This window comes from Streptomyces sp. 13-12-16 (assembly GCF_002114215.1).
Classification (GTDB): Bacteria; Actinomycetota; Actinomycetes; order Streptomycetales; family Streptomycetaceae; genus Streptomyces.
In genome coordinates, this window is the sequence record NZ_NCTE01000299.1 from 1 (window position 1) to 6,349 (window position 6,349).

Annotated in this window: 4 protein-coding genes and 1 pseudogene; 1 reads left to right on the top strand and 4 read right to left on the bottom strand. The window is 73.6% G+C overall.

What is annotated here, in order from left to right:
• The 4 genes from B7767_RS13010 to B7767_RS13025 all read right to left on the bottom strand — a co-directional run.
• A partial coding sequence (locus B7767_RS13010) for a PrsW family intramembrane metalloprotease (protein ID WP_107486051.1) occupies positions 1–1,174 on the bottom strand: 1,174 nt, incomplete at its 3' end.
• 29 nt (positions 1,175–1,203) lie between these two features.
• On the bottom strand, positions 1,204–2,058 hold the full coding sequence (trmB, locus tag B7767_RS13015; RefSeq protein WP_179167132.1) for a tRNA (guanosine(46)-N7)-methyltransferase TrmB: 855 nt from the start codon (positions 2,056–2,058) through the stop codon (positions 1,204–1,206).
• 76 nt (positions 2,059–2,134) lie between these two features.
• A complete protein-coding gene (gene lhgO / locus B7767_RS13020; RefSeq protein ID WP_085572329.1) occupies positions 2,135–3,391 on the bottom strand; it encodes an L-2-hydroxyglutarate oxidase in 1,257 nt (418 codons plus the stop codon).
• A 55-nt stretch (positions 3,392–3,446) separates the two neighbouring features.
• On the bottom strand, positions 3,447–4,871 hold the full coding sequence (locus B7767_RS13025) for an MFS transporter (protein ID WP_085572330.1): 1,425 nt from the start codon (positions 4,869–4,871) through the stop codon (positions 3,447–3,449).
• Between the two features lie 717 nt (positions 4,872–5,588).
• Between B7767_RS13025 and B7767_RS13030 the strand changes: the two are divergent.
• A pseudogene (locus B7767_RS13030) lies at positions 5,589–6,349 on the top strand (asparagine synthase); the annotation flags it as partial.

A 6,349-nucleotide genomic window follows, 5' to 3' on the forward strand; every position in this document is an offset into this window, starting at 1 on the left:
CCCCCCGCCGGTGCCACAGCTCCAGCAGCAGCTCGCGTTCCCGCGTGACGAAGTCCGTCCCCGCCCGCCCGAGCCGCCCCCGGTGCCGCAGGAACGCCAGTGACGTCGCGTACGCCTCGTACTCGGCGACCGACCGCGCCGCCGCCCTCCCGCCGTGACGGCGCGCGTACTGCCGGGCGACGCGCCGGGCCCGCATCGAGCCCAGCGCGAACGGCTCCGCCGCATTGAGCCACCCGGCGGCCACGTAGGCGGGCAGCTCCGCCCGCACGGTCCGCAGCTCCCGCTGCCGCGTCCACACCACCAGCCAGGTCAGCAGCCCGAACACCGGCACCATGAAGACCGCGTACACCGCGAGGAAGCCGTACTGGCCGAGCGCCGAGGAGCCGTTCCACAGCGCGTGCACGCCCATCGCGAGGAGCAGCCCGCCGAGCGGCAGCAGCACGCGCCGGGCCCGCTGCCGGTCCGTGGACAGCGCGGCGATGCCGAAGCCGATCCCGGTGAGCACGGTGAACAGGGGGTGCGCGAACGGCGACATCACGACACGGACGAAGAAGGTCGCCGCGGTGACCGAGGCGATGCCGCTGTCGCCGGTGAGCTGGTCGGTGCCGAAGGCGGTGCCGAGGTAGAGGATGTTCTCGGTGAACGCGAAGCCGGTGGCGGTGACCCCGGCTATCACCACGCCGTCGAGGATCCCGGTGAAGTCGCGTCTGCGGAACAGGAACACCAGCAGGACGGCTGCGGCCTTCGCGGACTCCTCCACCACCGGCGCTATGACGGTCGAGCCGAGGGTGTCGGCGCCGGTCGGGTCGGCGGTCGCCGTCGCTATCCACCGGGTGGCGAAGCTGTTCGCGACGATCGCCATCAGCGCCGCCGCACAGGCACCCCAGGCGAAGGAGAACAGCAGGTTCCGCCAGGGTCCGGGCTCGACCCGGTCCAGCCACCGGAAGGCGGCGACGAGCAGCGGCACGGGCAGGACGGCGAGGCCGAGCCCGACCAGGAACCCCCGCGTCCCGGTCTGCTCGCGCACCAGCGCGAGGATGACCAGCCCGGACAGGGCGAGCAGCGTGATCAGCGCGCCGTACCGCACCCAGGGCCGCTGCCACCAGTGCGTGTGCCGCGGCGCTCCGCCGGGGGCGGCGCCGGGAGGCGTCGGGTACGGGGGACTGATGGCCACGGGATCGACCCTCACGAGGCGGGGTTGTATCAGGCTCGGTCTGCTGCCTGCTCGTCCCGCGGTACGTGGCGGAAGAGCACGTCGTTCACGACATGACCCTTCTCCAGCCCCTGCGCCTCGAAACGGGTGAGCGGCCGGAAGGCGGGACGCGGCGCGAAACCGCCGTCCGGCCGCGTGTTCTCGAAGCAGGGGTGTGCGGTGAGCACCTCCAGCATCTGCTCCGCGTACGGCTCCCAGTCGGTGGCGCAGTGCAGCACCGCACCCGGCGCGAGGCGGGTCGCGGCGAGGGTGAGGAACTCCGGCTGGATCAGCCGCCGCTTGTGGTGCCGCTTCTTCGGCCAGGGGTCGGGGAAGTAGACGCGCAGCCCGCCGAGGGAGCCGGGGGAGAGCATCTCGCGCAGCAGGATGATCGCGTCACCGTTGCCGACCCGTACGTTGGTCAGCCCGAGCCGGTCGGCGAGGTTGAGCAGATTGCCCTGGCCGGGGGTGTGGACGTCCACGGCGAGGATGTTGGTGGCCGGGTCGGCGGCGGCCATCCGCGCGGTGGCCTCGCCCATGCCGAAGCCGATCTCCAGGACGACGGGATTGTCGTTGCCGAAGAACTCCGCGAGGTCGAGCCGCCGGCTGCCGTCGATGTCGAAGCCCCAGGCGGGCCACAGCCGCTGCAGGGCGTCCGCCTGTCCGGCGGTCACCCGGCTGCGCCGCGGCTGGAAGCTCCGGATCCGCCGCTCGAAGTGCGACCCGGCGGGATCGGCCTTCGGTCCGTCGGGAAACCGGGGCTCCCCCTTGGCCCGGGTATGCCGGACGGCCACCCCGGACGTGTGCGGCGAGTCCTGGCCGGGGGCGGGACGAAGGGCTTCGGAAGCGTTAACGGTGTCAGACACAGTGCCTCCGATTTTACGGGGCCCGCGCACCGACCCCCCGAGCGGAATCCGGGACGGCCTCCACGGGGGTGGTGGGTCAGCGCTCCGCCGCCTCCAGCGCCGCCCGTGCCCGTCGTGCGACCTCGCGGCCGATCGGCAGGGATGCCGTCGCCGCCGGGGAGGGGGCGTTCAGCACGTGGACCGTGCGGGCGGTCTCCTGGATCAGGAAGTCGTCGGCCAGGGTGCCGTCCCGCAGCACCGCCTGGGCCCGCACCCCGGCCGCCGCCGGCACCAGGTCGTCCTCCCGCACCGCGGGCAGCAGTCGGCGCACGGCCCGGGTGAAGGCCTGCCGGGAGAGCGAGCGGTGCAGTTCACCGGTGCCGTACCGCCAGTGGCGGCGGGCCAGCTGCCAGGAGCCCGGCCAGGCCAGGGTCGTCCCCAGCTCGCGCGGACGCACCGTGCGCCAGTCGTAGCCCTCGCGGGCCAGTGCCGGTACCGCGTTGGGGCCGACGTGGACGCCGCCGTCGATGCCCCGGGTGAGGTGGACGCCGAGGAAGGGGAACGCCGGGTCGGGCACCGGGTAGACCAGGCCGCGCACCAGTTCCGGCCGGGCCAGCTCGTAGTACTCGCCGCGGAACGGCACGATCCGGGCACCGGGCTCGTCGCCGGTGCGGCGGGCGATCTCGTCGCAGTGCAGACCGGCGCAGTTCACCAGCACCCGGCCGCGTACGACGTCGCCGCCGGCCGTCAGGACGGCGACCCCCCGGTCGGGGCGGCGGTCGACGCGTACCACCCGGGCCCCGTAGCGGATCTCCGCGCCCGCCGCCTGCGACGCCTGAGCGAGCCGGCCGGCCACCGCGGTGAAGTCGCAGATGCCGGTGGTGCCGACGTGGATGGCCGCCAGGCCGTCGACCTCCGGCTCGTACTCCGCGATCTGCGCGCCGCACAGCTCGCGGACCGCGATGCCGTTCTCCCGGCCGCGCTGGACCAGGGCGTGCAGCCGGGGCAGCTCCTCGCGGGTCGTGGCGACGATCAGCTTGCCCGTCACGGCGTGCGGTATGCCGTACTCCGCGCAGAACTTGACCATCTCCGCGGCGCCCGACACCGCGTACCGCGCCTTCAGCGAGCCGGGGCGGTAGTAGACGCCGCTGTGGATGACGCCGCTGTTGCGGCCCGTCTGGTGCCGGGCGGGGCCCGGCTCCTTCTCCAGCACCGCGACCCGCGTGCCCGGCGCCGCGCGCGTGAGCGCGTACGCCGTCGACAGGCCGACGATCCCGCCGCCGATCACCAGTACGTCGCAGTCGTACGACCGCCCCGTCACCACCCGCACCACCTCCCGCGTCCGATAGTGCACTGCGCCACTGACAACGCCTTCAAACCCGAAGGGCGGGTTCTCGGCGCGGATCGGGTCAGGCGGTCGTCATCAGCAGCGGGCGGGCGCGCTCGCGCAGTTCGACCACGCGGGGTTCGTCGCCGTAGGGCTCCAGACGGTGCAGGAGGTCCCTGACGTACTCGGTGGTGCGGACGGACGAGATGCGGCCCGCGACCTCCACCGCGCGGACGCCCTGCTCGCAGGCCGCGTCCAGGTTGCCCGACTCCAGTTCGGCGACCGCCGAGACGACCAGCCGCAGTCCGTGCGAGCGCACGAACTCCTCCGTCGGGCTGGACAGCGCCTGCTCGGTGAAGCGGCGGACCTGGCGGGGCGCCTTCAGGTCGCGGTAGCACTCCGCGGCGTCGGCGGCGAAACGGTCGTAGGAGTAGAAGCCGAGCCAGGTCGGGTCGCTGTCGCCGGGACGGGAGCGTTCCAGCCAGCTCTCCGCCGACTTCAGGGCGGCACCGGCCGCCTGGGCGTCGCCCGCGCGTGCGTGCGCGCGTGCCTCGACGAGGCGGAAGAAGCTCAGGGTGCGGGCGGTGGCCAGCCCCCGGTTGCGCTCCAGCGCGGCCTGGGCGAGGTCCACGCCCTCGTCGCCGAAGCCCCGGTAGGTCGCCTGCAGCGACATCGAGGCGAGCACGTAACCGCCCAGCGGGACGTCGGCCGCCGCGCGGGCCAGGCGCAGGGCCTGGATGTAGTAGCGCTGGGCGGCCTCCTGCTGGCCCGTGTCGAAGGCCATCCAGCCGGCCAGGCGGGTGAGTTCGGCCGCCGCGCCGAAGAGGGAGCGGCCGACGTCGTCGGAGTAGGAGCCGAGCAGCAGCGGGGCCGCCTCGACCCTCAGGCATTCGGGGACCATCGACGAACGCCAGTCCCCTCCGCCGTACTTGGAGTCCCAGCGCCGGGCGTCCTCGGCGGCCTCCCGCAGTTTCCGCACATCGCTGTGGCCGACTTTGGACGGTGTCCCGGAGCCGTCGGCGGGGTTCGCCTCACGCGCCACCGAACTGTCGGCCGGGGTTATCAGCCAGCGTGACGCGGGCGTCGCGTACGCGCTCACCGCGAACGATCCGGCGAGCGACTGCCAGATGCCGCCGGAGCCGGCCCTGCGGCCCGCCAGGTCCAGCCGGTACAGCTCCGTGGCGGAGCGCACCGCCTGTCCGACGTCACGGGGGAAGGCGAGTCCCACCTCGGGTGCGGGGTCCGCGTCCGCCAGGCCGATCTCGTGGAGCGGCACCGGACGGCCCAGCTTCTGGCCGATGGCGGCGGCGATCAGGTGCGGAGCGGCGCCCTGCGGCACCATGCCCTTCGACACCCAGCGCGCCACCGACGTCTTGTCGTAGCGAAGCGTCAGTCCTCGCTGGGCGCCAAGGTCGTTGACGCGTCGCGCGAGACCCGCGTTGGAGATTCCCGCGAGGGCGAGAACGGCGCCGAGCTTTTCGTTCGGCCCGCGTTGCTCCCTGGACATGCGCCACCCCTCGACACAGACGGCTGCCGCGCTGGCATAACCATGCGGCATTCGTAAACCCAGCGTAGTTCGCCGCATCCCAAGCGTTAAGGGGCATTCTTCCGGATGGCGGGATTGTGGTCCGTACTGAAGTACGGGTCCGATACGCGCAGTTGCGGCGCGCTCCCGGTGTGTGGCCGTGCGCCCGTGTGTGCGCTCTTCTCCGGCCATCGCGGGAGCGGTTCCATGGTCGGTGCGTGGGTCGGCCCGCTGTACTGGATCCAGTGGGCTGGGGGACACCGCCGCCTTCATCCCCGCGGGCGGTGGAACGGTCCGGGAGGCGTGTTCCGTCTCCCGGACCGCGCGACCGCCCAGCGGTGCGCAGAGCCTGTACGGAGCGTGTTCGAGACTGGCCTCACCGCTCCGATTTGGCCGAAAAACGACCCCACTCCTTCGGGTGTATCACCGCTTCTACGCTGGTAGTTGACGGCGCGTTGGGGGTCCAAGGGGCGCGCTGCGGGGGCGCATTCGCGTCGTGATGGCCTGGTCGACCGCCCGGCGCCGGTACGGTGACTCCTCCGTGGCGGGCGCCTGTCCGGGGCGGGGCGAGTGTCTCCGCCGGGGCGCATTCGACGGAGCGCGTACGGCTCCGGCACCCCTCCTGAGCGCCTCCTTCATGGCAGCATGGGGAACCGGTTCGTACGGTGCACTGGTTGTCCACGGCATGTGGAGGCGGCGATGCGGTGGTTGGTGGGATGGAGCAGCACCGCCGCGGGCGCCACGGGGTTCGGCCCCACCGGCTCCGCCGGCGCCACCGGGGTGGACGGCGAGACCGTGCACCCCGTGGGGTCCCAGCTGCTGTGGGGTGACCCCGACCCGCTCTGGGCGGTCGGCGACTGGCGCCCCGACGAGGTGCGGGTGGTCAAGGCCGACGAGCAGACCCGGATCGCCGTCCTCGGCACGTGCGGGGCCTCCGACGAGCAACTGCGCGTCGCGCTGTTCGCCGCGCGGGGCGGGGCGCTGCGGCACCTGACCGCCTGGCCGGGGAGCTACACGGCGGTCGTGCAGGTGGGGCGCCGGGTCACCGTGTGCGGCGATCTCGCCGGTGCCCGGCCGGTCTTCCACACCCCCTGGGCGGGCGGCACCGCGTACGCGACCGCCGCGCTGCCGCTCGCCGACCTCATCGAGGCCAACCTCGACTTCGGACACCTCGCCGCGCTGCTCGCCGCCCCCGACGTGCCGGCCGCGCTCCACGACTCCACCCCGTACGACGGCGTGAAACGCATTCCGCCGGGGCATGCGCTGATCCTGCGCGCCGGGGCGCGCGAGATCGCCGGGTACGAACCCGTCGCCTCGCTCGCCGTCGCCGCGCCGCCCGCCGACCCCGACCACGCGGTGGGCGCCGTGCGGGACGCGCTGGTCGAGTCCGTACGGACACGGCTGGCGGCGCCCCGGCACGTTCCCGGCGCCGGTATCGACCCCGGGCCCGTGCCCGGGAT

Coding starts and splice junctions, on each gene's coding strand:
- B7767_RS13025 (WP_085572330.1), bottom strand. CDS start 4,871: ATGTCCAGGGAGCAACGCGGGCCGAACGAAAAGCTCGGCGCCGTTCTC.